Origin of the sequence: Agrobacterium tumefaciens (assembly GCF_013318015.2) — a bacterium.
Classification (GTDB): domain Bacteria; phylum Pseudomonadota; class Alphaproteobacteria; order Rhizobiales; family Rhizobiaceae; genus Agrobacterium; species Agrobacterium tumefaciens.
In genome coordinates this window covers 117,739-144,532 of sequence record NZ_CP115843.1, presented here as the reverse complement: position 1 = coordinate 144,532, position 26,794 = coordinate 117,739, and the positions used below count along the sequence as shown (strand labels likewise).

Here is a 26,794-nt window from a genome sequence, read left to right as displayed (position 1 = left end):
GACCGGCAGGACGTTCCTTTCGATTATGGCCTGATACGGTCGGTGCAATGATCTGTGCCGACGCGGTCGATGTTCTCGACCAATGGGGGTGTGGTGCGTTCTTTCATTGCTGCCGTGCGCGACCCGGCGATCTCCAATGTCGCCATACGACTGACCGGCGCGTCGACGCTTGCGATGGCTGTCGCAACGGCGCTCTCCCTCGACTACCCGTGGTGGGCCGCCATGACGGTCTGGATGGTCGGGCAACCTCCCCGCGGTCTCCTGTTCGAACGAAGCTTGGCCCAGCTCTTCGGCACCCTGCTGGGCGCAGCGGCTGGAGCCGTGCTGGTGCTTGTCTGGCCCGCCGATCCCACGATTGCCGTGTTCGGCCTTGCCGCCTGGATCGCTCTTTGTTGCGGCGGTGCCAACGTGATGCGGCACCAGCGCGCCTATGGTGCGGCTCTGTGCGGGCTGACGTGTGCCGTCATCGTTTCGCTGACGCTGATGACACCTATTGATCCATTGGCTTTTGCGGTAGCTCGTGCCGTCGACAATGTTATCGGGATCGGATCGGCGATCCTTGTTGCGCTTGTGTTTGGCCCGCGGGCAGGCAGATCGAGCGTAGATGTCCGTTCCCGCAGCGTGGCGTCGCAGGCGTTGGCCCTGATCGCCGATGCCCTGTCTGAACCAGGCGAACGATCGCTTGCGCGGGAGCGCGCATTCCTGCTCTCGCTCGCCGGTGTCGAGGCTTCGGCGGAGGATGCCGCAGCCGGGTCGCTCGCGGCGCGTCGTCAGCTGCGGGAGCTGAATTCCCTGTTTGCGAGCCATCTCGATCTCATCGTCGTGGCTCGGGCCATCCGTTCGCGCGAAGCTTTGCACCTGGCCCCCGGTCATTCGGGAATGCTGGCCCTCAGCCAGGCCTTCAGCCGGGCAGCTGAAGAATTGGGAGCCGGTCGCGACTTCGATATGCAGGAAATCCATGCGGCCGCCCTACAGCTGGAGCGGGAAGATGTCCTGCTGGCGCCGGTTCTCGACGAAATGAGAACGCTGCTGACGCGCGCCGCCGGGAGCTATGAACAGATCCGCACAGCTTCGGGCGAGACGGACCTGCACCGCTCGACGCCACATCCGGATCTGGCGGCCCTTCAACTGGCCGTGCTCCGGGGTGCCATTGCTTCCACTGTCGTCGGCGCGATTTGGCTGCTTATCGGCTGGGAACCGCTGCGATACCTGATGCTCGGAACCTGCATCTTCACGGTCCTGTTCTCCATGGTGGACGAACCCGCTCCGGCCGTTCGTCAGATATTCCTCGGCGGTCTCTTTGCCTCGTTTGCCGCCCTGTTATGGCGCGCTGCCATTCTGCCGGCGGTGGCGAACGGTTGGCTTTCCCTAGCGCTTGCCGTTCCTCTTATATTCGCAGCCTCGCTGCTGCAGGCGAAGCAGGGAACCATCGTTTTTGGGCTCGCCTTCAACATGTTGTTTGCGATCCTGGCGCGCCCGGTCGACATTCACCCGGTCGATCCGGTGGGCCTTGTGGCCATCGAGGTGGCGTTGCTTGCCGGAATCGCGGTGAGCTACGCCTTCTATCGCTGGCTTCTCCCGATGGATGCGCAGCGTCGCCGTCAGCATCTGAGAGCTTCGATCCGCAGGGAGATTACCGCGATTTCGATCCGCGCCAGCACCCCTTGGGCCGCACGGCATCTTGCGCGATTGCGATATCTCGTCTTTAGCCTCGCCGTCCGATCGTGGGGACGGGTCGAGGACGTCGAGGATGCTCTCGCCGCACTGTCGCTCGGGCATGTGCTCCTGCGCCTGGGTGAAATGCGAGACTCCGCAGCACTCACGGACGCCAGCCACCGCGCTCTTCAGGAAACACTTCGTCTGATGAGCTCATCGCTCGACGATCCGGTGCGGACGGGAGAAACGTTGCGCGGCTATGCGGCCGGACTCGATGCGGTGATCACGGGTGCTGGTGAGCCAGATCCGGACCAGCCCAGCAGGCTGCAATGGCTGCTGGAACTGGCCGCCCACGACCTGTCCGGCCACCCGTCCATATTCGCGTCGCGATAGGCAGAAAGCGCCGTCCGGATTGGGTTGCTCGCCCTGCTCCCGGCAATCATCAAAGCGTCGCGGTGGTTCTAAACCGGACGGTGAAAGTGATTCCGAAGGCACTCAACGCTGCAGCTGCCCCGGCGGCGCGCAGCTCCCATCACTCGATGGCTCCACGACATGTGAGATAATGCGGCATACATCCAGGTCTTGATCCGATAGAACTATAGGCGATCACATACGGTTGTACCCAAGCGCAGGTTTCTGGAAGCGCGAAAAGATATCCACCCCTGAGTACTTCGTTTATGGCGCTTGCCTCTACTCTAAAAGGAACGACCGTACGACTTTGTTGAAACTGTTGGCCGCTTCGATATTAATAATATGCCTCCCGGGGAGCGAAACGTGACGCCCAAACGAGGCTCCCACAGCAAGTGCTTGAAGATCCGCTGGGGGGCAGACAGGGTCGCGGTCACCTGAAATGGCAAGTAGTGGATGCCTGATATGGGCAAGATCTGCTCGCAGATCGGCAGTTGCAAGTGCGGCACAACATCCCACGTAGCCGTCCTCAGACGTGTCACCAAAAGACTTTAATACCGCATCCACGATAGCCGGGTTCGAAACACGAAATGCAGGCGAGAACCATCGTTCCGCAGTGGCAGATGCTAATGGTTGGAGACCGTCGTTGCAGACCTCCTCGATGCGGGCGGTCCAGCTTTCCATCGTACCAATCTTTGCAGCCGTCGCACAGACAACAATCCTATGGAGTCGCTGGCTAGCGTGAATCGCCAACCATTGGCCGGTTAATCCGCCGATCGACAGGCCACAGAAATTCGTTTTTTCGATATTGAGCGCGTCAAGGAGCGCAACCACGTCGTTCCCAAGGTCCGCGATGGTAAACGGTGTGGATGGAGTGGTCGACCGTCCATGACCGCGGCGATCGTAGCGCAGGATTCGAAAATCGCTTGAGAGGGAGTCTACCTGTGGGTCCCACATGCGAAGATCGGTTCCAAGCGAGTTGCAAAATAACAGCCAGGGCTTTTTCCCATTATCACCATCGACACGATAATGAATTGTGTGGCTGGCAAGATCGAGACTTTGCAAAGCGTTTATCTTTCTAATGATAGGAGGCAACAGAGCCGAGATAATTGGCGCCAACGCCCAAAACGATAGTTGACGTCCAAGTGACGGCACAAACAGAACCGCGTCGATTACCTCGAGTACGATGTCACCAACGTTTGGTCCGGAGAATATTGCCTGTATCGGTAATCATCGAGATTCAAGAAAAATCTCGCTCCGCACCGGCATACGGGTCCGCCATTCTCAAAACCAAGCGGCCCCTTTTGAAAGGGGCCGCGGATGCGCGCGATCAGGCGGCAGCCCGCTTACGCTGTTCGTTGATCTGATTGTCAACACCGTCGACGAGAGCCGTGAGGCGGATGTCGAAAACGATTTCGGCAAACGGAGCATTTAAGTTGTTGGCATGAATACTCGCCTCATCGGTTCGCTCGATCACCGAAGGGATCAGGCCCTCACGCGTTGCGTAGGCAAAATCATCATGGATTAACGGATCCCCCTCAATATTAATTTGCGTCGTAAGCTTGCGGTGACCATCTGCACTGACGAAAAAGTGGATATGTGCTGGACGCTGACCATGACGTCCCAAGCTTGATAGTAGCTTTTCTGTCGGACTTCCCGGAGGAACGCCGTAACCACTCGGCAGGATACTCTGGAACTTGTAACGCCCCTTGTCGTCGCTAATTATTGTACGGCGCATGTTGAATGGCGCCTGCTTTCCGGTCGGATCGAAATGTGAGTAGAACCCACGGGTGTCGCAATGCCAAACTTCCACCTTGGCGCCGGGCAACGGATTACCGTCGAAGCCGAACACCGTGCCGTGCATAATAAGTGTATGGCCATTCTCGTCACTGCCGTCATCGAGACGAGCGTAACCGGTAGAAACCGGTGCTCCTGCGATATAGAGCGGTCCTTCGATCGTTCGAGGGGTCGGATTTTCGATCCCGAGTTCCGCGTCGATTGCGTCAAGTCGTTCATCGAGGAAATGGTCGAGGCCTAGGCCCGGCGAGATGAGACCCGCCTGTCCAGCCGCACCGATTTCGTTCAACCAAGCGATCCCGGCCCAATATTCATCTGGTGTGATGTTCAGGTCATCAATTGCCTCGAACAAATCGGACACAATCCGATTGGTGATCTGCTTTATGCGCGTGTTACCGTCGTGTTTATCAAGACCGCTGACAGTTGCCAGGAATTCCTGAATGTCGGGGCGATTAAAAATTTTTACGCTCATTGCTACTCCTCCATGTGATTGATCTTGAAACGGGCGGGATTGCGTCCTCCAGGCAGCGTCACGACTGGTCGTCAGGAATCGTCTTCACGGACCGAGGAGGGATGCCGCAACAATGGTGTCACTTCGATCTTCATGAAGCGGAAAAGCGGTAAGCCAGAGAGAACCTCATGTAGCTCCGCGTTGTCCTGAACATCGAAGATGCTAAAATTTGCGTATTCGCCCGCAATTCGCCAAATGTGTCGCCATTTCCCACTTTGCTGCAAGGCCTGCGAATAGGCCTTTTCCTTGGCAATGATCTCGTTTGCTTCATTCGCCGTGACGTCCCGGGGAATATTGACATCCATTCGGACATGAAAAAGCATGCTAATCTCCTATCCAGCGATACTGATGGTTTTGCGCAAACCGTCGCGGGCGAAGAAGGCGACACGCTCATTATCGAGCTCGATCCCAAGTCCCGGACCCGTGGGAATCGACAGCGAAAATTCACTGTAATCCAGTGGCTCCACCAGTATTTCCTCAGTCAAGAGCAAGGGACCGAAGAGCTCCGTTCCCCATTGCAGATTGGCGAACGTGGCAAAGACCTGTGCCGAGGCTATCGTGCTAACCGCACCCTCAAGCATAGTGCCACCATAGAGCTCGATCCCGGCCGAATCGGCGATAGCCGCGACTCGTTGCGCATTGAAAAGGCCTCCGCTCTGTTCGATCTTGACCGCGAACACATCCGCACCGTTCACACGCGCGATGTCGTGAGCTGAAGCAGGTCCCGTGAGTATTTCATCGGCCATGAGCGCCACTGGGAAGCGACGCATAAGACGAAAAAGAGCATTTGCGGACGCCACTGGCTGCTCCACGAGCTCGCAACCCGCATCGGCCAATGCCGCAATACCGTATGTCGCTTCGGTCTCGCTCCAAGCCATGTTTAGATCAACACGCACCGAACCCCGGTCACCAAGTACCCGCTTGATCGCGGCAACATGGGCGACATCCTCGTGTAATCCTTTCGCTCCGATCTTCAGTTTGAAAACTCGGTGGCGGCGAAGATCGAGCATCATCTCGGCTTCAGCAATGTCCCGCTCTGTGTCACCGGACGCAAGTGTCCATGCAACCGGGAGCCGGTCGCGCTGACGCCCGCCCAGCAGTTCACTGACAGGCAAACCGACGCGCTTGCCATGAGCATCAAGAAGTGCCGTCTCCACAGCACTTTTCGCGAAACGGTTTTCCTTCACCATTTTCCCGATGCGAGCCATCAAGAGCTGGACGCGCGTTGCATCTTGGCCAATCATAACCGGCGCAAAATAGCTATCAATGGCAAGCTTCATGCTCTCTGGACTCTCACCTCCATAGGCTAGTCCGCCAATGGTTGTTCCTTCGCCCATCCCACAGACGCCGTCGCTGCAGTAAACCTTCACCAGCATAAGCGTCTGGCCGGTCATAGTTGTGACCGATAATTTGTGCGGTCGAATTGTGGGCAGATCGACAATCAATGTTTCGATCCGTTCGACCGCGGGGAAGCCGGAAGATTTTGGGTTTAGCTTGGTGACTATCTCGCTCATGGACATAACGTTACGTCTTAAGCGATGTTATCGTCCAACACCTTTTAGGTTCTATATTATACCTAGAAGGTATGATATCCAGAGTTCGTAACGATTTTAGCCGGTTGCTGCCTAGCAACATACCTTTCGTGAAGCAATTTCACCCTAGCCTGGAGAAGCGGAATGGACCTCCGGCAACTTCGATATTTCGTGGCAGTTGCCCGCGAACGCAACTTCACTCGCGCCGCACAGGTCTTGAACATCGCCCAACCACCGCTCAGCCGGCAGATTCAAATTCTTGAGGACGAGTTGGGTGTACCGCTCATCATTCGCAAGAGCCGCCCAATAAAACTGACAGATGCCGGCCGGCTTTTCTACGAGCAGTCCTTGCAGGTTCTCGGCCGTGTTGAGCAAATGCGGGAATCGACCCGTCGCGTCGGACTCAATCAGAACAGCATCCTTTCGATCGGCTTTGTGGCATCGACATTATACGGCGGTCTACCCACTCTAGTACGCAAGTTGCGTTATCATGCGCCAGAGCTTGATATCCGACTTCTCGAACTTGTTTCGGTTCAGCAGATCCCCGCATTGAAGGAGGGACGGATCGACATCGGGTTTGGCCGTCTGAGGCCCACCGATCCAAACGTCTCTAGCACGGTTCTATGCGAAGAGAGGCTCGCCGTCGCAGTGCCGAAAAGCTCGCTACTGGCTGACGACACGACGCCGATTCCCTTGAAGAGGTTGTCAAGGCAGAAGATCATCGTATATCCAAAGGAACCGCGTCCCGGGTACGCCGATCAGGTGCTTGAGATCCTTCACGCGGCAGATGTGAGACCGTCAGAAGTTGAGGAAGTTCGGGAAATCCAAACAGCACTAGGGCTTGTGGCGGCAGAAGCAGGAATATGTATAGTGCCGCTCTCTGCCAGGCAAATGCGTTCAGACGTTCATTACCGAATGATAGACGATGAGCGTGCCACCTCACCGGTTATTTTGTATCATAGGGTAAGCGATAATTCGGGCTACATCACGCTTGTTAAACAACTCATTGAGATCATGTACGCTGAGAACCCAACCTGGTGGTGACCGCGCAGCTGACATGCTTACAAAATTTTGACTTCCATCACTGTTGCCGGATGAAGACTGTGAGTTTGACGCGCGATTTCGGGCCGAAACACTTTGTCCAAACCTACTGAGAGCAGTGGCCTGGCATATTCCCCCCCCACCTATTTTGCTTTACGTAAGAAAAATTTCGGCGTAGCGCCATCATATCAAGGTTGGCTGCGCTTACACGCAGTCCATGATGTTTGCGAAAAGGAATATAGATGGCCTGACAGTCAATCGGCCATTCAGAAAGCCCAGGTGGAAATGGTTCATTGAAACCGTGTTGGTTATCGTGGCTCTGGACGTGCGGATATCCATCTTGGCTACGGCTTGACCGTAAGACCGAATACGCTGAAGCCGATTGCACAGGGGATCTAAAAAACTACTTGCAAACAGGGCGGGCCATACGTTTCCACGCGGAACTGAGCCGTCTTCCAAACCGGATCTCGGTGACGAAGGATCCGCAGAAGTTCCCCACCTTGTTGCGCGGCTCACCTACTTGGTGCCGGAAACAAGACCGGCGCTTTAGATCGGCAACTCGGTAGTCAGTTTGACCTTTTGCATTGGGATCTCCGTCTTGACACTTTGGACGCCCTTGATCCGTGTGAGATGATTGATCTGGAACCTGCGATAGTCGTCCAGGTCAGTTGCGACGACTCGCAGCAGAAAATCGCAGTCTCCCGCCATAAGATGGCATTCAACGATCTGTGGCAACTTCTTCACTCATTCGTGAAGTGATCAACAGTCTCCACGTCTTGGCCGGTAAGCCATCTCCGTGCAAACACAGTTAGTCCCATTCCAATTTTCGTAGCATCAAGCAATGCGACATATCGTTCGATGACGCCTGATTCTTCGAGTAGCTTGATGCGTCGAAGACAAGGTGACGGGGATAACCCGACCTCATCGGCCAGTTCTGCGTTTTGCCGCCGTCCGTTCTTTTGGAGGGCCCGTAGTATGCGTCGGTCTATGTCATCCAGCTTGATCAATTAGGCACCCCAAAACTCTCGTAGCAGTGGATTTCACCCTTCCCCAATTTTAACCGGTTTTCTGCCAAAATGGACGCTAAAAACAGCATACACCCACGCAAATGCCAAAGCTTTTCATATACAAGATCTTCATCACATCTTTTGCCAAGTTTTGAGGATAACAATGGATGGACATGTCACGCTCACATTCGATGTAAAGAAGAATCCAGAACCCGTTTCCGCGCCACATCGCGAAACTCTGCTAAAAAATCCTGGGTTCGGCAAGGCACTTGACCTCGACCTTGCGACGATGGTTCTTCGCTACGCCCTCGATATTTTCGAAGGCATAAAAGTTTACCGTCTTCCGGATGGCGGTGCGACTCTCTTTCGTCCCGATGCAAACGCATGCCGCTTCCGTGATTTTGCAGAACGTCTCGCGATGGGAAGGTTGCCGGAAGACGTGTTTATCGAATCTTGCCGCGCGTTGGTGAGGCTTGATCGTGATTGGATTCCTTCGGCCGAAGGCGGCTCCCTTTATCTGCGTCCCTTCTTGATTGGTTCGGAAGCGGCGCTCGGTACGAAGCCGGCTTCAGAATACGTGTTCTACGTGATTGCATCTCCGGTGGCGTCTTATTTCAAGAACGGATCCGCAGCGGTGACACTCTGGCTATCGGAAAATTATACAAGAGCTGCACCAGGTGGAACAGGCGCTGCCAAGTGCGGTGGCAACTATGCGGCCAGCCTTGCGGCGCAGACGGAAGGTCTTCGCGAAGGCTGCGATCAGGTAGTTTCCTTGATGTGATCGAGCGGCGCTGGGTTGAGGAACTGGGTGGAATGAACATCTTCTTCGTCTTTGAAGATGGGTCGTTGCAGACCCCGCCGCTGACCGGGACTATCCTGCCCGACATTACACGCAACTCGTTGATCCAAATCGGCCGCGACATGGGGCTTACCGTCAAGGAGGAGCCATATGCTGTAGATCAATGGCAGAAGGATGTAGAAAGCGGGCGCCTCCATGAAGCGTTTGCTTGCGGCACGGCAGCCGTTGTGACGCGTTTGAAGGCTGCCTTGACTGATCCAGTTCGGGCATGCGCTCGACCCTCATGGTTGGCTTGACCGCCTTTTCTAAGCCACTTTGACGATTTCGATATTTTGAATGACGGAGCTCTGATTATGGCGCGTATGATTGAAAACCAAGCCAGCACTACGGAACTAGAAATTGGTTTTATCGGGCTTGGAGTCATGGGACAGCCCATGGCTCTGAACCTTGCAAAAGCCGGGGCAAAGCTCGTAGTTTGGAATCGTTCGCCTGCTGCGACCGAACCCTTGCGTCACGCCGGTGCGGAGGTAGCCGAGACTGTCGCAGAGCTTTTTCAGAAAACGAGGATAGTCATTTGCATGCTGGTCAATGAAGCAGCGCTGGACGCCGTTCTCCAACGCGGGACACCTGCATTTAAGGCCCTTGTTACTGATCACCTGATCGTATCGATGGGCTCGAACCCTGCGGAATATTCACGCACGTTGGCGGCCGAGATTTCCGCCGCGGGCGGACGCTATGTCGAGGCCCCTGTTTCCGGCTCGCGAATACCGGCAGAAAAAGGCCAATTGGTGTCTTTGCTGGGCGGAGACCCCGAAAGTCTCGCCGAGATACGTCCACTCTTAGCACCCATGTGTCGTGAAACCATAGTGTGTGGCGCCGTAGGCAACGGTGCGCTCATGAAACTCACGGTTAACCATTATCTTTGCACGATGCTCGCTGGTCTAGCAGAAGCAGTGCATTTTGCCGAGCGGAACAATCTCGATCTGCGCACGTTCGAAGAAGCCATCGCGTCGGGGCCAATGGCGTGTGATCTAACCCGCATCAAGATTCCAAAATTGATGTCCCGCGACCTGACCGTTCAGGCCGCAACCTCCGATGCCTATAACAGCACTACACTCGTTGCCTACGCCGCACGGGCAGTTGGAATCGCCTCGCCACTTCTTGATCTTAGCCGGCAACTCTACGCCGAGAGCGTCGAATCAGGGAATGGCCGCTTGGACATGATGTCGGTAATCACAGCGATCGAAGCCAGAACTGAGCATGTAGCCACGCAAACGAACCATAAGATCTCCAGTCGCGGCAGATAGTCCTGTCGGATCAATTGCAGTGATATCAACAAGCACATGTGGGAGGATACGATGATAAAAGCAAAGTACGGAGAGTTCACAGCTCGAGATTTACAAAGCAGGTCTTCAGGGCGAAGTTCCGCGGCATCCCGTTGATTGTCAATCGGACCCCGTGGGGCTGCGGAGAACGGAGCATTTGTCTCCACCAGTTGGCGGATGGCTGCACGTTCCGCGTCAATGTTGTAGTCACAACGCACGACCGTCTCGTGGTGCAGTTCGGTGCCAGCATCGCAGAGCGGCTGACTGCATCCATCCAGACGATCGCTGACGATCGCCCCGGGAAGAAGACCAGCCACATGCGCAATGTCGCGATGTCCGGCGGCTATTGCTAGCACTTTAAACACAGTGAACTCCTGCAAATCGAATTTTACCAACTACATTTTAAGGTCACGAGGCCCAAATTCACCTGATCGATAGCATTACTAAGTAGGACCGCGGGCGCCTGGATTGTTTTGGGTGTAAACGCTTAGCAGGGCGGCACTATTGAATTCCGGGGAAGGACACGTCCTGGGCTATCGCTTCCGACAGACGGTAGCCGGCCCAATCGAGGCTCTTGGAGTTAGATCATTCTCGATGACCAGCCTTATTGGATCACGCTTGTGCGGGTCCGAAGCAAAGGCATCAAGGATGGAGAAGGCTGAACTGGCTATTGACGCGTATGGCTGCGATATGGTCGTCAGCGGTGGAGAAAGATATGAGGCAATACTGTCGTCATAACCTATAACGGAAAGATCACCTGGGACAGAAAGACCGTGCGCATGCAACTCCTGCAGGACGCCAGCGGCAAGGACGTCCGAGCCGGTCAGTATCGCGGTCGGCAGCCGTTCGCGCCGATCCAGCAGTTCCCGTGTCAGCACTCTGCCGACCTCGGTCGGATCGAGGCCGATATCGAATTTTCCGAGTAGTATCGGACTGTCCTCCGCATGAAAAGCGTATCGATCTGCCGCCTGCCTAAACCCTTCCGATCGACGATGTTCAGTCAGCGCGATGCCTGCGTCCGCTTTCCATCGATGCGCCTGCCAGCCCAGGAACGCTATCCTGCTGTGACCAAGCGTTCGAAGAGTTTCGAGGGCGACATCAAAACCTTTTGCAAGTTCGACGTCGATCTGATGAGTTCCCTGGAGCCTCTGCCGCTCGACTTGGATGATGGCGATTCCGGAGTCTTTGAGAGGTTGGAAATTGTCAGGATCGAGGGCATTACACACGATGACGGCCTCAACGTCCTGCTGCATGAATTGCCGAACCGCCATCGCCTCCAGTGATGGTGAGAAGTTATGGTTCGCAGACAAAATGAAATAGTCCCTGGTGGCCGCTTCCGCCCTGATGGCATCCGCAACCTTGGTATAATAAGGGTTTGCCCTTTCGGACGACAAAAGAAGCCCGACAGCATAACTGCGTCGGTTTCGAAGGGATCGGGCCTGAATATTGGGTAAATAACCAAGCTCGGAAACCGCCTTCTCGACTTTTGTCCGATTTGCTTCAGACACATATCCATTTTTATGAAGGACACGCGTCACCGTACTTGGCGATACACCCGCAAGCGACGCGACATCGGACACTCTGGCTTTTTTCATTTTCAGTACACGCGTGCTTTCCGATTTAGACACCGCGGCTCCTCACTAGGCGGACCGGGCGGCCTTCTCCATCGACGTCCTTGTTACCAGCTAACCACCGCGATCCCTAACACTTCACGGCGGGTAAGGAAGCATAACTCGCCATCATTTTCATTGCGCTCCATGCAATTTGTTTCACCTTACGGAATCTTGTTGCATTTAGCAAGGAACTATGGTGACGTAACCACATCAACCGACGGGAGGCGGTTCGAGCAATGCCTGACGCGATTGAGGCCTTGCTCGCTCGAGAGGAAAACTTCTTCGTCGATCGGTGAGAAATTGCATGACAATCGGGATCTGTGCCGAAGGTGGACATGATGCCTTCGTGCTTTCGGGAGGAAATAATGATTTTCGGTCTCTCTTGCGCCGACGCAACTCGGCGCACAACACTCAAGCTAACTCTTGCCGCCGGATTGCTTATGACCGGCATCTGCCCTGCTGCTGCACAGTCGCCGGTCACGCTGAATTTCTGGGACATGATATGGGGTGACAAGGCCTATCCCGGAACGGCGCAGGCTCTGGTCGACCGCTACAACAAGGAAAACCCCGGCGTTAAGGTGGTTTATCGATCCGTGCCATGGTCGAACTGGTACGAGACATACGTCACTGCGATCGCATCCGGCAGCGCGCCTGACATTTCGACGGGCGGCGGCTTCCAGGCTGTGCAGTTTTATGACCAGGGGGCGATCCTTCCTGTCGATGAAGTCGTCAAGGAGATCGGCGAAGCGCAATTTTCGGGATCGGCGCTCAACGCCATGAAATTCGACGACCATTATGTCGGCCTGCCATGGGCGTTGAACGTCAAGGTCATCCTCTACCGCAAGGACATCCTGGAAGCGGCCGGGATCAAGCCGCCGACCACGTTCGAGGAACTCCGCCAGGCTGCGAAGGCAACAACCGGCGGCGGGAAATTCGGGATCGTGGCCTCGGGTGACGCTTCTGGCGCGCATTGGATTTCCCATATGGCAATCGGCAACGGCGGTGGGCTTTTCACGCCTGACGGCAAGGCCGGATTGACATCGGAGCGCAGCAAGGAAGGAATTCAATTCCTCGCCGATCTCGTGAAGGACGGCTCGGTCAATCCAGCCAGCGCGGGATACACGAATAACGACGCGCTCGGCGCGTTCTTCCGTGGCGAAGCAACGTTTGTGCTTGCCGGCGCTACGGCCGCGACCCAGGCGGGCGATGCCCGTTCGAAAATCGGCATACTGCCGCCGCTTAAAGGCCCGCATGGCGATCAGCTCGGCCTGTATTTCGTCAACAACATTATGGCCTACCAGCAGAGCCAACACCCGAAAGAAACGCTCGCGTTCATGAAATGGTGGTCTGACAATGCGATCACCCTGTGGAGCGAGGGGCATGTGAACAATCTCCCGGCGCGTCAATCGATCGCCGAGGATCCACACTTCACCAAGGATCCGGATATCAAGTTCGTCTTTGATAATTACGTGCCCGGCGCACGAACGCTGTCGCAGGCGAAGGGCGGAACTTTCCCTGTGCTCAACACTATCGACGGCGATGGTTTCCTCTTGAGCCTCGCGCAGTCGATCTGGCAGGGCCAGCCGCTCGACGGGCCTCTTGGCAATGCTCAATCCCATCTTGAAGAAGTCTTGGAGAAGTAACTCCGTGGCAACACATCATGTTGAAGCCGGGACCTGGCGCGATCGCGCCAGGCAGATGGCCGCACCCGAATTCGTAACGCCAGCCATTCTGCTGACACCCTCCATCGTTCTGCTGATGCTTGTCATCGCATATCCGATGGTCCAGGGATTTTATTTCAGCTTTACCAACGGGTCGCTGATGAAGGCAGGACGTCTCGTCGGTTTCGACAACTACGTGAAGCTGCTGTCATCGCCGGCTTTCTATCACTCCCTGCAGTTCAGCCTCGTTTTTGCATTCTTCAACATCGTCGGCTGTTACCTGCTGGGTCTGGGACTGGCGCTTCTCATGCAGAAGGACATGCCTGGTCGCGCACTGTTTCGCGTCATGCTTCTTCTGCCGTGGATCGTACCGTCGCTCGTGTCGATCGTCGCATGGCGATGGATGGTTGCCGACGACAAGGCTCTGTTCAATCAGTTGCTTGGAATGTTCGGCTCGAGCCCGATCTATTTTCTATCGGACAGCACATGGGCAACAACGCTGGTGATCGTCATCAAGATCTGGCGAAGCTTCCCGTTCATGATGCTATCACTGCTTGCTGCTCTCCAGAGCATCGACCGCAGTCTCTACGAGGCGGCAGCCATCGATGGCGCAACGAAGTTGCAGTCCTTCTGGAACGTGACGATGCCGCAGATCAAGAATATCTCGATCATACTGTGCCTACTGATGACGATCTGGTCTGTCAACGATTTCGATACGCCATGGCTTCTGACGCAAGGCGGGCCGGCAAACGCGACAGAAAACCTTATCGTCCTCGCCTACCGTTACACCTTTGCGCGCAACGACGTCGGCATGGGTGCAGCGACATCCTTCGTCACCCTGTTTATCTTGATGGTGCTGGTTTCCTTCCTGCTCCGTCTTCAGCGCCGGAACTGACGCCATGAACGACACCACAACACTTGAACGCTGGTCTCTGGCAGCACTGATGCTCGTGATCGTCACGATCCTCAATATGCCGATCATCCTGATGGTCCTGAATTCGTTCCAGACGACCGAGCAGATGCTGCTGTCGCGCAGCGTGATCCCTGAAGTCTTCACACTGGAAAACTATCGCGGCCTGACGCAGACGCCGTTCTTCCTATACTTTCGGAACTCGCTGATCGTTTCAATCGGTGCGACTGCCTTGAGCGTGTCTGCAGCGGTGCTGGGCGGATATGCTCTCTCGCGATATCGCAACAAGCTGCTGCAGGGCTATTCGACAACGCTCTTTGCCGTACAGATGTTCCCGATCATCCTCGCGTTGATCCCGCTATTCTTGATCTTCCAGCCCATGGGCCTGATCAACAGCCCTCTGTCGGTCATCATCGTTTATGCGATGGTCAACCTTCCTTTCATCACCTGGATGGCGCGCAGCTATTTCGACACCATCCCGCGCGAACTGGAAGAGGCCGCCCTGATCGATGGATGCGGACCGATCGAAGCGTTTCTGCGCATCGTGCTACCGCTTTCCGGACCGGGCATTGCGGCAACGTCGATCTTCGCCTTCCTCTTCTCCTACAACGAGTTCTTTGTCGCGAACGTGTTCCTGAGGACAACGGAAGCCATGACGCTTCCCGTCGGTATCCGGATGTTCATGGACCAGTTCTCCACCGACTGGGGCAGCCTGATGGCGGCAGCCACCCTTATGATGCTGCCGACACTGATCCTTTTCCTGTTCGTTCAGAAATTCATCGCGCACGGCGCAGTCGCCGGCGGCGTGAAAGGTTAAACACATGGCCTCTCTTACAATTCAGTCCGTCACCAAGAAATACGGGGCCTTGCAGGTTCTGCACGGCGTCGATGTCGATGTCCGAGATGGCGAGTTCGTCATTCTCGTCGGACCGTCGGGATGTGGAAAGTCGACCTTGCTGCGAATGATCGCAGGCCTGGAATCGATCAGCGGCGGGACGATGAAGATCGGCGACAAGGTGGTCAATCGGCTGGCTCCGAAAGACCGTGACATCGCCATGGTGTTTCAGTCCTATGCCTTGTACCCGCACATGACCGTTGCCGAAAATATGGCCTTTTCACTCAAGCTGAAGCGCAAGCCAAAGCCGGAGATCGATACCGCCGTCAGGAAGGCAGCTGAAATTCTCGCCTTGAACGACCTTCTCGAGAGGACGCCAAAGCAGCTGTCGGGCGGCCAGAGACAGCGCGTTGCGATGGGGCGGGCAATTGTCAGAAATCCCGCGGTTTTTCTCTTTGACGAACCCCTCAGCAATCTCGATGCGAAGCTGCGCGTGCAGATGCGCAGCGAGATCAAGGAACTGCATCAACGGCTCGGCACGACCATTGTGTATGTGACGCATGACCAGGTGGAGGCGATGACGATGGCCGACAGGATCGTCGTCATGAATGGCGGCCGTGTCGAACAAGTCGGCCCGCCGCTTGCTCTCTATGACAACCCGGCCAATCTCTTCGTCGCAACATTTATCGGATCGCCCGGAATGAACCTGATCAACGGCACGGTGTCGTCCGATGGCGTATTCAAAAGCCCATCTGGGACCCAGATCGTCGTTCCGCACCTGTCCAGCACCCCAAACCGGCCCGTTACCCTCGGCATTCGCCCTGAACATCTTGCCATCGTTGAAGCCGGTGCACCTGGTTCGTTTGCGGCTGAAGTCACCGTAACGGAACCGACCGGATCCGAAACCCTGGTCAAGTTGCGGATGAACGGTGACGAGATCGTCGGAATGTTTCACGAGCGCCTGACGGTCGCCCCGGGCGAAACCATTCATCTCAGCCCTTTCGCAAATCGGGCCCATCTGTTCGACGCCGAGACAGGTACACGCCTCAACTGAGACCGCTGCTTACCGGAGGTTCAGTTCAGACATCCAGAAAGACCGAGGAATACGTATGTCCAGGAAAATGGCCTATAACCCCCTCCCCTACATTTTGACGCGGGAGGGGTTCAGACCGGATCAGGCACCGCCACTCCCGGTGATCCTCGAAATGGTACGTGATGCAGGCTATGATGGCATTCATGCCGACATCCCAGCCGGTAGCACACCGGCAGCCTATCAGGAGCTACTTACCGGCTACCAGCTCCTGCCCGCACCGGGTTACTTTTCAGCCGATTTCAGCAATCACGATGCACTCGCGGGGACGATCGAAACTGCGCGCAAGATCGCCGGCGACCATGCCCTGCTTGGCCTTGACCGGATCTTTCTGGCCGAGGTGCGAGGGATCTTGCCCGAGCGCAACGAAATCCCTGCCCAGGGTGCCAAGCGTGACGACCGGGTGCTTGAGGCAATCACTGAGGGGATCGCGCAGACCGCCGCGGCCATGGTAGCGGAAGGCGTCATCCCTTGCCTACATCCCCATGTCGGCACACGCATAGAAACCCAGTCAGAAACCGAGTTCGTGCTTGAGAACGTTGCAAAAAATGTTCTCATGCTGGGGCCTGACACAGGCCACCTCAGTTGGGCGGAATTCGACCTCCTGCCATTCCTGAAAACACATGCGGGTCGCATCGGCGCCGTACACATGAAGGATTACCGGCACTCGGTCGCTGAAAGCATCAAGACTGAAGGCAAGACCTATTTCGACGCCGGCGCTGCAGGCATATGGACTGAACCGGGCCGCGGTTCGATTGAACTTGATGGTGTGATGGCTGCGCTGTCGAGCTTTGACGGCTGGTTTGTGGTCGAGGTCGACATAGCCGATCAACCAACCGTGGCGGAAAGCGCGAGGCTGGCAGGTCAGTGGATGCGACGGAACCTGAACCTGCGGCAAACAACATGAGGCAGACGGTCGGCATAGGGATCATCGGCGCGGGACAGGTGACACAGTCCATCCACCTGCCGGCCATTGCCACTGTGAATGACCGCTGTGAAATCCGTTGGATCATGGACATACACGCGGATGTCGCAAAGAATGTCGCCGGGCGGGTAGAAGCCCGCGCGACGACGTCGATTGAGCCAATACTCGAAGACCCCAAGGTAGATGTCATCGTCATATGCAGCCCCAACAGTTTGCATTGCGAGCAGATTCTTGCGGCCTGCGCGGCGTCAAAGAAAGCCATTCTTTGCGAAAAACCTCTTGCCTGGTCGCAAGAGGAAGCCCGCCTGATCGATGACGCCATCCGGCCCTTCAAAACCGCGCTCTTCGTGGGAACGATGCATGTCTACGATCCCGCCTGTCGGCGAGCGATCCAGGACTGGAAAGATCACGAAGAACAGGCTTCGCTTATTCAATCCTCGATATGCATTCCTGCGAACTCGGTTTTCATCGCGCAATCGACCGAAATCTTCGCTCACGCCGCACCGGCCGCATCACGTCCTGCAGACTCGCAACAATATCGCCGGGCAATGTTGAGATCAGCCCTGCTTGGGCTTGGCATTCATGACATCCCTCTTGTCCGCGAGCTTTGCGCGGATCCGGGGACCTTGCACAATGTCGCCGGCATCCTGCCATACGGTTACGCATTGAACATGGCCAATGACCTCACACGCACCATGATGACGGCCATTACGCCCGGAGAGTGGCCGGCCAGATGGATGCTCAAAGCCACGGGAAAACGAACCGATCTCCACATCGAGTTCACACCGTCATATGTGCTCGGTGGCTCGTCGAAAGCGCACATTGTCCGGAACGGCGTCCAGACCACATTCCATAGCGATCTCAACGGGTACGAGGTGCTGTGGCAGGAAATCCTCGATGTGGTAACCGGACGGAGTGAGCAGACAGTGCCGCCGGACATCGCGATCGCTGATCTCGATTTCGCGCTTGGACTTGCCGGCGCTGCGGACCGCATTCTGGAGGAGAGGCTATGACATCTCCAGTCAGTGTTATCGATCTGACAAATGGCGAACTGGATCCGGCCTACCGGGACACCCTGAATTCACTTCCCTTGAGCATGGCATGGTCCGACAACGAAACCGCAGGGATTGCAATCGCACAGGCCGACGCACTGGAGCCGGGTCGCCTAGCCTGCACCAATGCGCATCTGATCCTGCTGGCAAAACCATGGCTTGCGCAAGAACGGGACATAGAGACCCTAGCAGAGCTGGAAATTCCGGTCATGCCGCTTCTGTCCTTTCTTCCGAAGCTTTTCCCGAGTGGGACATTGCCGGTAGAGTCGCCTGTGTACGCAGAATGCAGTGCCAGCATTACCGGGACCGATATCCGCGAAATTCTTTTGGAGCAGTTAGCCATGCTGGGTCTCATGGGAGCGCTGTTCGATGGCCGGGAGAGTTTCATCTCGCGAAACCATTCCTACACAGTGCAATCGGGTGCAACGGTCTTTTCGGGCACATATAACGCCAAGACAATGTTTATTGACGCACATGTGGTCGGCATGACGCGAAGGCTCGAGGTCGATATTACCGGTGCCCCATCTGCTCAGCCGGCGATCATTCGCACAACCACACCGACATCGTTGATCGAGCCAGCGCTGCAATACGAAAGCAGCGCCCGAATTTCATGGCGCATCGCTCTTGGACATGTTCGTAACGGAAGTGCCTTGCCCTACGGGCTACAGAAATTGCGAACTGACCTTGAAAACTGCCGTAAGCTGCTGCGCCTCGCGTGACAGTCTTCGGCGTAATTATGTAATTTGCGAGGAGTGCATGACCCTGAAAGTATTGTTCATAGGCGGAACGGGCCAGATTTCGCTTCCCTGCGTCAGAGCCGCAATCGAAGCCGGACATCAGGTCACGGTCTTCAACCGCGGCATCAGAGGCGAACCATTGCCGGAGGGCGTCGAATTGATCACCGGAGACACGGATGACATTCATGCCTATGCAAAGCTCGCAAATCGGGACTGGCATGTAGTCAACCAGTTTCTCGCCCGCACAACGGATCTGGTCGAACGCGATATCAGCCTATTCGCCGGAAGGACAGGCCAATACGTGTTCATTTCATCGGCCTCGGTCTATCATAAGACGCCGTTCGACGGACGCTTGGCCGAAACCACAAGAATAGGCAATCCGTTCTGGTCCTACAGCCAGGCGAAAATCAGAAGTGAGGAAATGATCCGGTCCGCCGTGGATCTTCCCTACACGATCGTGCGACCAAGCCAGACCGTGCGGACCGCCATGCCGACGATGCTCAACGAAGGGGACAGCGTGGCGCTTCGCATGCTGGCAGACAAGCCGGTGATCGTCGCAGGCGACGGCACCTCCCTGTGGACGCTCACGCGTTCCGAGGATATCGCGCGTCCATTCGTCAGGCTTTTCGGCAATCCTGGCGCCCTGGGTGAAGATTTCCATATCACCTCGGACAATGGCTACACCTGGGATGCAATCTATAGCGTGATCGCTCGCGCATTGGGCGTGGATATCAAAATCGTGCATGTGCCAAGCGATGTACTGGTTCGTTATCATCCCGAGTGGCAGGGTCCATTGTTTGGCGACAAGACATTGACCACCTTGTTCGACAACACCAAAATCAAGATGCTCGCCGGTGACTTCGCATGCGAATCAGACCTCGAAAAGGTGCTGGCCGCCCCCATCCGCTTCCTGAAGAAACGCCTTGAAGCCGGCATACAAAAAGACCCTGCGATCGAAGCCCTGAGCGATCGGATCGTCGGGGACATCGAACGCCTCGCAAGATGAGCAGCAGACCGTCACGTCCGGCGGTCCAAGGGATGCGGCACGAATACCGGGAGTGCTCGAAATGCCTCCCGGTCCGCATTTGCCATCCATAGCAGCCTAATCACACCCCTCACATAACCATCAAGTCGCAAGTATCTCGGCCATGCGCTGGCCGATCAGAACGCAGGCCGGCATGGTCGGAACCGCCACGATGCGAGGCATGATGGTCGAGTCGGCAATCCGCAGATTTCGGATACCGTTGACCCGCAATTTGGAATCGACAACTGCCTTGTCGTCCTTGCCCATCCGGCACGCACCCGACGCGTGGAAATATGTCGTGGCGCCGTTGCGCACGAAGTTCACCAGCGCATCACCTTCCAACTTCTTGCCGGGAGAGACTTCCTTCACGACGAATTCCCTCATCGCTTTGGAATTGCCGATAGAACGGGCGATCTCGATACTTTCGGAAAGCGTGGCGACATCGTCCGGCTCACTGAGAAACTGCATGTCTACGACAGGCCGTACGGAGGTGTCACTCGATTTCAGTTTGACCGTACCCCGGCTCTTCGGCGTCACCAGCCCGGCACACAGCGCCCAGCTCGTTGCAGGAGGCGCGTATTCCTTGGCGATCACATCGCTTGCATATGGGATTTCAATCTGGACGATACTGACATCGGGTAATTCGAGATCCGAACGGGTCTTGTAATAGCCCGAAACATTGGCCGCACTGTTACGATATTCGAACGCGGCCGGCGCTTCGAAAAGGCATCCGCCATGCAGAATATGGTCCTGCACATTGCGGCCGACTTCAGGCGCGTTGACGATCGTCTTGATATCGACCGCCTTTAGATCGCTTTCGTTCCCGATACCGCTCAGCATCAGAATATGGGGCGTATTGAAACCGCCGGCGCTGAGAATGATCTCCTTGTCAGCAGCCACGGTCACCTTTTTGCCACCCTGCAGGAACTCCACCGCGGTCGCCCGGTCTCCTTCGATAACGACCTTGCTGACCTGCGCACCAACCAGAAGCGTGACATTCTCCTGCGAAAGAACAGGATAAAGAAACGCCTTGGCCATGCTGAATCGCCGGCCATCCTTGATGATCTGGTTCATCAGGCCGAAGCCACTGCCTGTTTCCTCTCGTTCGCCATTGAGGTCGCCGACCACCGGCAGGCCGACTTCGCGGCACCCCTCGAGCGCCCCCAGCGCAAGCGGCAACGGATCATGGGCCGGCTGCACCCAGACAGGCCCGCCGTTGCCGCGATATTTCGCATTGGGCTCGCCTTGCCAGTTCTCAACCCGCTTGAACACGTCAAGCCCATGGCTGTAACCCCAGTGCGGGTCGCCGGAAACCTCTGCCCAGTGGTCAAGATCCGCCTTGAATGGCCGCGACCAGATCGTCGCATTGATACTGCTGCCGCCGCCAACGATGCGGCCGGTATGCTCGGCGATGGCACGATCGTTGACGCCTTTGCTCGGGATCGAATTGTCGCCCCAGTCGCGCGGTGTTCCCAGGTTGGTGAACCAGAGTCGTGGGTCCTGTACTTCCGGCGGAGTGTCCCACTCTCCCGCTTCAAGCACAAGGATGCGCGCTGCCTTGTCTTTGGCCAGAGCTCCGACAAGCGAGCAGCCGGCGCTTCCGGCACCGACGACAATATAGTCGTAGGTCTTTGCAAGAGAGACGCGGCGCTTTTCCTGGTTGGCGCGGATTGCGTCGAGTTCGTCAGCGAGAGCATCGATCCCGCTGATACCGACCAGTCCCGCTGCCAACGTGGCCTGAATAAAATGTCTGCGTGTGATCGCGCCCGAAATCAAGCGGTGCTCGAGCTTGTCGAGTCTGCTGCCGTCCCTGCCCATTTTCCGTCTCCTCCCCGAGATTGCGTCCGGAATATTTCGCGTGCCTCCGGACCCGCACGAAAAACCTCACTCTACTGCTTTGAAATCCGCGTGGGCCATCCGGATTGGATGGCCCACGGGACGTCTTTCAGAACGGATAACCCTGCTGGCTGCTTTCGATCGTGAGCCATTTCAGCTCGGTGAACTCATCAATCACTGCCCTTCCATCGAAGCGGCCAAATCCGCTCGCCTTTGTGCCGCCATATGGCGCCTGGGCTTCGTTGGCGACCGTCGCGCCATTGATGTGAACAGACCCGGTGTCGATGCGCTGCGCAACGTCGATCGCACGCGCGATATCCCCCCCGAAGACCCCAGCCGACAGGCCGTAATCTGTGTCATTGGCGATGCGGACCGCGTCATCCGTATCCTTGGCATGGATGATCGAAACAATGGGGCCGAATGTCTCTTCCGAGTAGATCCGCATTCCGGGTGTAACGCCATCAAGAACCGTGGCCTGAAAAACCGTTCCTTTCGGTGCGCCACCCGCAACCAGTCTGGCCCCTTTCGAAACGGCATCGTCGAGCAATTCTCGCAAGCGATCGGCGGCGCCTTTGCTGATCACCGGGCCGAGAATACAGGCGCCCTGCGCCGGATCGCCTGCCGGAAGCGTCTTCGCTCTCTGAGCAAATTTTGCCACATAATCACCGGCGATCTTCTCATCGACGATGATCCGCTCGGTCGACATGCAGATCTGCCCCTGGTAGAGAAACGCGCCGAAAATGCCGGCTGAGACGGCCCCGTCGATATCGGCATCGTCGAGAACGACGAGCGGCGATTTGTCTCCGAGTTCCAGGATGCAACGTTTGAGGTGACGTCCTGCCTTTTCAGCGATGATGCGGCCCACATGGGTCGAGCCGGTGAAGTTGATGCGCCGGACGGCTGGATGGGCGATCAAAGCATCAACGACGTCGGGTGCGTCCTTCGGATCATTAGTCAGGAAGTTGAGAACGCCAGCCGGGAAGCCCGCCGCGCGAACGGCCTGCACGATGATCTCATGGGTGCGCGGACTAGTCTCCGACGCGCGAAACACGACGGAATTTCCACAAACCAGCGGATATGCGATCGCGCGTGCGGCAAGAACAACCGGACCGTTCCATGGCACGATGCTCAAAATGACACCAACCGGCTGGCGGATCGTCATCGAGAGTGCTCCCGGCTTGTCGGTGGGAATGGTTTCCCCCTGAAGCTGTGTCGAAAGACCTGCGGCTTCACGGAAAAGATTGGCCGCCAGCATGACGTTGAAGCGCGCCCACAATTCGTTGGCGCCAACTTCAAGCGCCATCGCCTTGACGAAGTCATCCGCCCTTGCCTCGATCTCATCCGCCGCCTTCAAAAGCAGGGCTCGCCGTTGCGTCGGACCCGACTTCTTCCATTCAAGAAATGCAGTCTGGGCGCTTTCGACCGCCTTGATCGCATCGGCGACACCGCCGGCCGCGCCTCTTGTTACAATCGCATCGGATGCAGGATTGCGCCGTTCGAATGTTGCTCGAGTTTCTGCCTGACGCTCTTCGTTATCAATGTGGATATAGGTATCCATGGTTCTCGCTCCTCCTTGTTTACGCCCTCTAAAACGACTGATCTGCGCTATGCTGAACGCCAGCGCCAGGTGGCCGCCACGCTCGTGTCTACAATCAGACGCTCAGATATGCCTTGATCCTTGCCTCCTCGCGAAGCACCCCTCCCGGATCGCCCGACCAGACGACGCGCCCTTTTTCCACGACATAGAAGCGGTCAACGACCTGCATGAGCCGCTTGATGTGCTTGTCGATGACGATGATCGCCTGCCCTTTCGAGCGCAACTTGCCGATGCAGCTCCAAATCTGGTCGCGGATGACGGGCGCCAGCCCCTCGGTCGCCTCATCAAGAATGAGCAGACGTGGATTTGTCATCAGCGCGCGGCCGATCGCAAGCATCTGCTGCTCGCCTCCCGACAAGAGATTGCCGTAGGAAGCAGCACGTTCATGCAATGCAGGGAAGAAATCGAATATTTCGTCGGTCGTCCAGGGTGAGGGATTGCCGGCCCGATTGGCCGCCGCGACCTTGAGGTTTTCGATGACGGTGAGGTTGGGAAATATCTGGCGCCCCTCGGGAACAAGACCAAGGCCGCGCCGCGCAACACGGGCAGCGGACATGCCGTCCAGACGGTGACCGTCGAAATCGATGGATCCGTCCCAGACGGGGAGCAGCCCCATGAGCGCTCGCACAGTGGTGGTCTTTCCCATGCCGTTTCTGCCCATCAGGCAGATCGCCTCGCCGGCATTGACCTCGAAAGACATATCGAACAGCACGGGCGTCCGTTCATATCCGCTTTTCAAACCCTGCACGCTGAGCATCAGGCATCCTCCCCCAGGTAAGCAGTTCGCACGCGGCCATCGGCCCGGATCTCCGCGGGTGTCCCAATGGCCACCACTTCACCGCGAACGAGCACCGTGATGCGGTCGGCAAGCTCGAATACGGCATCCATGTCGTGCTCGACCAAGAGGATGGTGACGCGCCCTTTCAACCCAAGCAGCAACCGGGTCATTGCCTTGCTTTCTTCCGAGCCGAGACCCGCCATCGGCTCATCGAGCAGCAGAAGCTTGGGCTTGCCTATGAGCGCAATCGCGAGTTCCAGAAGCCTTTGCTCACCGTGGCTGAGGTCGGCGACACGGCGCTGAAGGTCCATGCCGACAAAGCCGACCGCGCTCAACGCGTGCCGCGCGGTTTCAAGAAGATGAGCATCGCGATCGACGCGCTTCCAGAACCGAAACGCATGTCCCCGGCTTGCGAGTATCGCGAGGCTGGCGTTGTCGCCTATGGTGAGTTCACGAACAAGGGTCGTGATCTGGAAGGAACGCGCCATTCCGAAGCCGGCGCGCTGATGCGGCGGCCGCCCCGTGACATCGCGTCCATCGACCAGGATCGTTCCGGCCGACGGCACAAGGTCACCGAACAGCTGGCTGATCAGCGTGGTCTTTCCCGCGCCGTTGGGGCCAATGACTGCGTGCAGTTCTCCATGCGCCAGTGACAGCGAAACATCGCGCGTCACATGCAGTCCACCAAAGTGCTTTTGAAGATTGCGGACTTCCAGGGCGGGGTTCATGTGCGTTTCCTCTTCGCAATCAGACCAACCAGCCCACCTTTTGCAAACAGCACCACGGCGATGAGGAACAGGCCGAACCAGAAGTGCCAGTAGATGGTCAGACCGCCGAGAAATTCCTCCAGGAGCAGAAATACCAACGCTCCCACGATTGGTCCCGCCGTGGTGGAGACCCCACCGACGATAACCATGAAGATAAGCTCGGCGGAACTCGTCCAGCTCATCGCTTCCGGGGTTACGAAGCTGGTAAAATTGGCATCGAGGAACCCGGCAATGGCGCAGACCATGCCTGCCAGGACATAGGCGGTGATGCGATACCGATACGGATCGTAACCGATGGCATTGACGCGCCTTTCATTGCCCTTGGCAGCCATCAGGACCAGCCCGAAGGCGGAGTGCCGAATGCGGGAAACGCCGAATGTCGTCAGCGCGAGAACCACCAGGACCACGTAAAAGAGCGTTGACTTGCTTCCCAGGTCAAACGCACTACCGAATGCGCTCGCGTAATTTACCGTCAGCCCGTCATCCCCGCCGAACTGTCTCAGGCCGACCATCGTGAAATACAGCATCTGCGCGAACGCGAGCGTGATCATGATGAAGTGAACAGCGCGCGTTCTGAGTGCGATGAGGCCCGATAGAAGCGCGAAAAGGGCTGCTACCGCAAGCGTGACGGCAAGCTGAATGAACCCGTTATCGACATCCACGTCAGACAGAATTCCGACTGAATAGCCGCCAATCCCCAGAAAGGCCGCATGGCCGAGACTGATCATTCCGCCAAGCCCGATGATGAAGTTCAGCGACACGGCGGCGATGGCGAGGATCATCGCACGCAACAGGACATCGACCCAGAAACTCTGGGACAAGGCACCGAGAAGTGGTGGCGCGGCAGCAAGCAGCAAAAGGATGACGACGGCGGCCGCTGCATCTCTTGAAATGCCCCGTTCCGTCGGCTTTCCGACCGGGATATCGCTGGTGTGCGTTACGTCGGCGCTAGAATAGATACGTGTCATGGTTCACCTATTGGCCGGAGGGAAAAGACCTGCCGGTCTGAAGACGAGAACAAGCGCCATCGTCAGATAGATAAGAATGGAGGCGAGCGATGGCCCGGCCGAGGACGCAACGTCCGGGCTAAACACAAGGTTCAGAATAGACGGCAGGTAGGCTCGCCCCAGTGTATCGATCAGACCGACGCCGATCGCGGCGACGAATGCGCCGAATATCGAACCGATGCCCCCGATGATGATGACGACAAGCGCCAGGATCACCACCTGGTTACCCATTCCGATCGAAGCGCCGGTGATCGGTGCAACCATGATGCCCCCGATCCCCGCCAACACGGCCCCGATTGCGAACACGAAAGCGAACACCATGCGCGTTTCGATGCCGAGGGCGCGCGCCATTTCCTCATTGGAAGATGATGCCCTGATCATCATGCCGACACGCGTACGGCTGATGACCTGCCATAATGCGAAGGCAACAAGGCCCGCCACCGCGATGATGAACAGCCGGTAGGTGGGAAGCGTCACGCCACCAAGCGAGACCTGCCCGCCGAGCCAGGATGGCAGCGGTACCGACAAGCCTTCCGGCCCCCACAAATACTTCACCGCCGTGTCCGCGCACAGGACCAGACCGAAGGTTGCCAGAACCTGATCCAGGTGATCGCGCTTGTAGAAATGACGCGCGATCACCCATTCAATCAGGAGCCCAAGTACAAGGGTCAGCGGTATGGCAACCAGTATACCCAGCATGAACGAGCCGGTGAGAACTGCGACAGTTGCACAGATATAGGCGCCCGCCATGTAGAAGACACCATGGGCGAGATTGATGAAATCCATGATGCCGAAGACAAGAGACAAGCCGGCGGCAAGCAGGAAAAGGATCAGCCCAAGCTGGATTCCATTGATCAACTGATTTGCGAAAAGAACAAGATCCACC

General features: G+C 56.8%; 23 protein-coding genes and 2 pseudogenes. 13 read left to right on the top strand and 12 right to left on the bottom strand.

The genetic code is table 11. From position 1 onward, the window contains the following. Positions 1–93: 93 nt before the first annotated feature. On the top strand, positions 94–2,049 hold the full coding sequence (locus tag G6L97_RS23895; RefSeq protein ID WP_211391362.1) for an FUSC family protein: 1,956 nt from the start codon (positions 94–96) through the stop codon (positions 2,047–2,049). 297 nt (positions 2,050–2,346) lie between these two features. Here G6L97_RS23895 and pcaD read toward each other — a convergent pair whose 3' ends face one another. From pcaD to G6L97_RS23875, 4 genes are all read right to left on the bottom strand, one after another. Then, positions 2,347–3,129: a 3-oxoadipate enol-lactonase gene (pcaD, locus tag G6L97_RS23890; RefSeq protein ID WP_174003981.1), complete on the bottom strand. Its 783-nt coding sequence runs from the start codon at positions 3,127–3,129 to the stop codon at positions 2,347–2,349. Between the two features lie 265 nt (positions 3,130–3,394). Then, positions 3,395–4,333 (bottom strand): catechol 1,2-dioxygenase, encoded by a 939-nt coding sequence (gene catA / locus G6L97_RS23885; RefSeq protein ID WP_065706014.1) that lies wholly within the window; start codon positions 4,331–4,333, stop codon positions 3,395–3,397. A gap of 71 nt (positions 4,334–4,404) precedes the next feature. After that, complete coding sequence (gene catC / locus G6L97_RS23880; protein ID WP_065706012.1) at positions 4,405–4,695, bottom strand: muconolactone Delta-isomerase; 291 nt, start codon at positions 4,693–4,695, stop codon at positions 4,405–4,407. Positions 4,696–4,704: 9 nt separating this feature from the next. Further along, complete coding sequence (locus G6L97_RS23875; RefSeq protein WP_174003979.1) at positions 4,705–5,886, bottom strand: muconate/chloromuconate family cycloisomerase; 1,182 nt, start codon at positions 5,884–5,886, stop codon at positions 4,705–4,707. Positions 5,887–6,048: 162 nt separating this feature from the next. Here G6L97_RS23875 and G6L97_RS23870 point away from each other — a divergent pair, with 162 nt between their 5' ends. Continuing rightward, positions 6,049–6,948 (top strand): LysR family transcriptional regulator, encoded by a 900-nt coding sequence (locus G6L97_RS23870; protein WP_174003977.1) that lies wholly within the window; start codon positions 6,049–6,051, stop codon positions 6,946–6,948. A 543-nt stretch (positions 6,949–7,491) separates the two neighbouring features. On the opposite strand, the pseudogene G6L97_RS23865 reads toward G6L97_RS23870, so the two are convergent. Then, positions 7,492–7,949: pseudogene (locus G6L97_RS23865) on the bottom strand (Lrp/AsnC family transcriptional regulator). A gap of 166 nt (positions 7,950–8,115) precedes the next feature. On the opposite strand from G6L97_RS23865, the pseudogene G6L97_RS23860 reads away from it, so the two are divergent. The 3 genes and pseudogenes from G6L97_RS23860 (at position 8,116) to G6L97_RS23850 (ending at position 10,429) form a co-directional block, all read left to right on the top strand. Continuing rightward, positions 8,116–9,060 (top strand): annotated as a pseudogene (locus G6L97_RS23860) (branched-chain amino acid aminotransferase). Between the two features lie 44 nt (positions 9,061–9,104). Further along, entirely contained in the window at positions 9,105–10,058 is a 954-nt protein-coding gene (locus tag G6L97_RS23855; protein WP_211391364.1) for an NAD(P)-dependent oxidoreductase, read from the top strand. A 245-nt stretch (positions 10,059–10,303) separates the two neighbouring features. Then, positions 10,304–10,429 carry a hypothetical protein gene (locus G6L97_RS23850; RefSeq protein WP_272438518.1) on the top strand — a complete coding sequence of 42 codons (126 nt, stop codon included), beginning with the start codon at positions 10,304–10,306 and terminating at the stop codon, positions 10,427–10,429. A 180-nt stretch (positions 10,430–10,609) separates the two neighbouring features. On the opposite strand, the gene G6L97_RS23845 is transcribed toward G6L97_RS23850, so the two are convergent. Beyond that, positions 10,610–11,704 carry a LacI family DNA-binding transcriptional regulator gene (locus tag G6L97_RS23845; RefSeq protein ID WP_141194021.1) on the bottom strand — a complete coding sequence of 365 codons (1,095 nt, stop codon included), beginning with the start codon at positions 11,702–11,704 and terminating at the stop codon, positions 10,610–10,612. A 425-nt stretch (positions 11,705–12,129) separates the two neighbouring features. On the opposite strand from G6L97_RS23845, the gene G6L97_RS23840 reads away from it, so the two are divergent. The 8 genes from G6L97_RS23840 (at position 12,130) to G6L97_RS23805 (ending at position 19,905) form a co-directional block, all read left to right on the top strand. Next, a complete protein-coding gene (locus G6L97_RS23840) occupies positions 12,130–13,332 on the top strand; it encodes an ABC transporter substrate-binding protein (protein ID WP_158006618.1) in 1,203 nt (400 codons plus the stop codon). Positions 13,333–13,336: 4 nt separating this feature from the next. After that, positions 13,337–14,245 (top strand): carbohydrate ABC transporter permease, encoded by a 909-nt coding sequence (locus G6L97_RS23835; protein WP_244517229.1) that lies wholly within the window; start codon positions 13,337–13,339, stop codon positions 14,243–14,245. A 4-nt stretch (positions 14,246–14,249) separates the two neighbouring features. Next, on the top strand, positions 14,250–15,077 hold the full coding sequence (locus tag G6L97_RS23830) for a carbohydrate ABC transporter permease (protein ID WP_065705999.1): 828 nt from the start codon (positions 14,250–14,252) through the stop codon (positions 15,075–15,077). A 4-nt stretch (positions 15,078–15,081) separates the two neighbouring features. After that, entirely contained in the window at positions 15,082–16,149 is a 1,068-nt protein-coding gene (locus tag G6L97_RS23825; protein WP_065705997.1) for an ABC transporter ATP-binding protein, read from the top strand. 67 nt (positions 16,150–16,216) lie between these two features. Then, positions 16,217–17,092: a sugar phosphate isomerase/epimerase family protein gene (locus G6L97_RS23820; RefSeq protein WP_272438517.1), complete on the top strand. Its 876-nt coding sequence runs from the start codon at positions 16,217–16,219 to the stop codon at positions 17,090–17,092. Further along, positions 17,089–18,123 carry a Gfo/Idh/MocA family protein gene (locus G6L97_RS23815; RefSeq protein ID WP_174003975.1) on the top strand — a complete coding sequence of 345 codons (1,035 nt, stop codon included), beginning with the start codon at positions 17,089–17,091 and terminating at the stop codon, positions 18,121–18,123. The genes G6L97_RS23820 and G6L97_RS23815 overlap by 4 nt, the downstream gene beginning before the upstream one ends. Further along, complete coding sequence (locus G6L97_RS23810) at positions 18,120–18,881, top strand: hypothetical protein (protein ID WP_174003973.1); 762 nt, start codon at positions 18,120–18,122, stop codon at positions 18,879–18,881. Before G6L97_RS23815 ends, G6L97_RS23810 begins: the two co-directional genes overlap by 4 nt. Positions 18,882–18,918: 37 nt before the next feature. After that, positions 18,919–19,905, top strand: coding sequence for an NAD-dependent epimerase/dehydratase family protein (locus G6L97_RS23805; protein ID WP_174038130.1), 987 nt, complete (start codon positions 18,919–18,921; stop codon positions 19,903–19,905). 120 nt (positions 19,906–20,025) lie between these two features. Here G6L97_RS23805 and G6L97_RS23800 read toward each other — a convergent pair whose 3' ends face one another. The 6 genes from G6L97_RS23800 to G6L97_RS23775 form a co-directional block, all read right to left on the bottom strand. After that, on the bottom strand, positions 20,026–21,741 hold the full coding sequence (locus tag G6L97_RS23800; RefSeq protein ID WP_174003969.1) for a GMC family oxidoreductase: 1,716 nt from the start codon (positions 21,739–21,741) through the stop codon (positions 20,026–20,028). Between the two features lie 127 nt (positions 21,742–21,868). Then, positions 21,869–23,317 (bottom strand): aldehyde dehydrogenase, encoded by a 1,449-nt coding sequence (locus tag G6L97_RS23795; RefSeq protein WP_141194013.1) that lies wholly within the window; start codon positions 23,315–23,317, stop codon positions 21,869–21,871. A 94-nt stretch (positions 23,318–23,411) separates the two neighbouring features. Beyond that, positions 23,412–24,113, bottom strand: a complete 702-nt coding sequence (locus G6L97_RS23790; RefSeq protein ID WP_065705983.1) for an ABC transporter ATP-binding protein — start codon at positions 24,111–24,113, stop codon at positions 23,412–23,414. Further along, the gene (locus tag G6L97_RS23785) at positions 24,113–24,862 is read right to left on the bottom strand and encodes an ABC transporter ATP-binding protein (RefSeq protein ID WP_065705981.1); all 750 of its coding nucleotides are present in this window, start codon (positions 24,860–24,862) and stop codon (positions 24,113–24,115) included. Before G6L97_RS23785 ends, G6L97_RS23790 begins: the two co-directional genes overlap by 1 nt. Further along, entirely contained in the window at positions 24,859–25,869 is a 1,011-nt protein-coding gene (locus G6L97_RS23780; protein ID WP_083211738.1) for a branched-chain amino acid ABC transporter permease, read from the bottom strand. The genes G6L97_RS23785 and G6L97_RS23780 overlap by 4 nt, the downstream gene beginning before the upstream one ends. A 3-nt stretch (positions 25,870–25,872) precedes the next feature. Continuing rightward, entirely contained in the window at positions 25,873–26,793 is a 921-nt protein-coding gene (locus tag G6L97_RS23775; protein ID WP_065705979.1) for a branched-chain amino acid ABC transporter permease, read from the bottom strand. Position 26,794 lies beyond the last annotated feature (1 nt).

Coding starts and splice junctions, on each gene's coding strand:
- catA (WP_065706014.1), bottom strand. CDS start 4,333: ATGAGCGTAAAAATTTTTAATCGCCCCGACATTCAGGAATTCCTGGCA.
- catC (WP_065706012.1), bottom strand. CDS start 4,695: ATGCTTTTTCATGTCCGAATGGATGTCAATATTCCCCGGGACGTCACG.
- G6L97_RS23875 (WP_174003979.1), bottom strand. CDS start 5,886: ATGAGCGAGATAGTCACCAAGCTAAACCCAAAATCTTCCGGCTTCCCC.
- G6L97_RS23870 (WP_174003977.1), top strand. CDS start 6,049: ATGGACCTCCGGCAACTTCGATATTTCGTGGCAGTTGCCCGCGAACGC.
- G6L97_RS23855 (WP_211391364.1), top strand. CDS start 9,105: ATGGCGCGTATGATTGAAAACCAAGCCAGCACTACGGAACTAGAAATT.
- G6L97_RS23840 (WP_158006618.1), top strand. CDS start 12,130: ATGACCGGCATCTGCCCTGCTGCTGCACAGTCGCCGGTCACGCTGAAT.
- G6L97_RS23830 (WP_065705999.1), top strand. CDS start 14,250: ATGAACGACACCACAACACTTGAACGCTGGTCTCTGGCAGCACTGATG.
- G6L97_RS23825 (WP_065705997.1), top strand. CDS start 15,082: ATGGCCTCTCTTACAATTCAGTCCGTCACCAAGAAATACGGGGCCTTG.
- G6L97_RS23820 (WP_272438517.1), top strand. CDS start 16,217: ATGGCCTATAACCCCCTCCCCTACATTTTGACGCGGGAGGGGTTCAGA.
- G6L97_RS23815 (WP_174003975.1), top strand. CDS start 17,089: ATGAGGCAGACGGTCGGCATAGGGATCATCGGCGCGGGACAGGTGACA.
- G6L97_RS23810 (WP_174003973.1), top strand. CDS start 18,120: ATGACATCTCCAGTCAGTGTTATCGATCTGACAAATGGCGAACTGGAT.
- G6L97_RS23805 (WP_174038130.1), top strand. CDS start 18,919: ATGACCCTGAAAGTATTGTTCATAGGCGGAACGGGCCAGATTTCGCTT.
- G6L97_RS23800 (WP_174003969.1), bottom strand. CDS start 21,741: ATGGGCAGGGACGGCAGCAGACTCGACAAGCTCGAGCACCGCTTGATT.
- G6L97_RS23795 (WP_141194013.1), bottom strand. CDS start 23,317: ATGGATACCTATATCCACATTGATAACGAAGAGCGTCAGGCAGAAACT.
- G6L97_RS23790 (WP_065705983.1), bottom strand. CDS start 24,113: ATGCTCAGCGTGCAGGGTTTGAAAAGCGGATATGAACGGACGCCCGTG.
- G6L97_RS23785 (WP_065705981.1), bottom strand. CDS start 24,862: ATGAACCCCGCCCTGGAAGTCCGCAATCTTCAAAAGCACTTTGGTGGA.
- G6L97_RS23780 (WP_083211738.1), bottom strand. CDS start 25,869: ATGACACGTATCTATTCTAGCGCCGACGTAACGCACACCAGCGATATC.